Here is a 418-nt window from a genome sequence, read left to right as displayed (position 1 = left end):
CAACATCTCGTCTTTCTTGTCAAGACGCTCCTGGTCTGAAAGGTCTGTACGAGCCTCGAGTTCGCTCATCTCAGTTGTGATATCAGGCAATACGAAGAGTTCCTTGTCGTTTACCTGCTTAGCCAACCAGTCTGTACCCTTATCGGTAAGGTCGGCAGAATTCAGTTTCTCGTCTACTACGAAGTACAATGGCTCTGTAGCCTTAGGCATCTCACGGTTGTTGTTTGCCATGTAGTACTCCTCAGTCTTCAGCAGACCTGCCTTGATACCTTCCTCAGAAAGGTACTTAATCAATGGCTTGTTCTTAGGCAATGCCTTGTAAGAACGGAAGAGTGCGAGGAAACCTTCGTCAAGGAGTTCCTGATTCTTTGCCTTTGTACCTTCGGTAATCTTCTGCTTAGCCTCGGCGAGCAATTCT

At 47.1% G+C, this 418-nt stretch carries 1 protein-coding gene; it reads right to left on the bottom strand.

The annotated features are described in order from the left end of the window. The coding region (locus tag D4A39_RS19290) for a hypothetical protein (protein ID WP_199699504.1) at nt 1-418 on the bottom strand (418 nt) is incomplete at both ends.

The sequence above is a fragment of the Alcanivorax profundi genome (assembly GCF_003597125.1).
GTDB classification, from domain to species: domain Bacteria; phylum Pseudomonadota; class Gammaproteobacteria; order Pseudomonadales; family Alcanivoracaceae; genus Alcanivorax; species Alcanivorax profundi.
The sequence above is the reverse complement of the archived record's forward strand: the minus strand, read 5'-3'. Positions and strand labels throughout refer to the sequence as shown.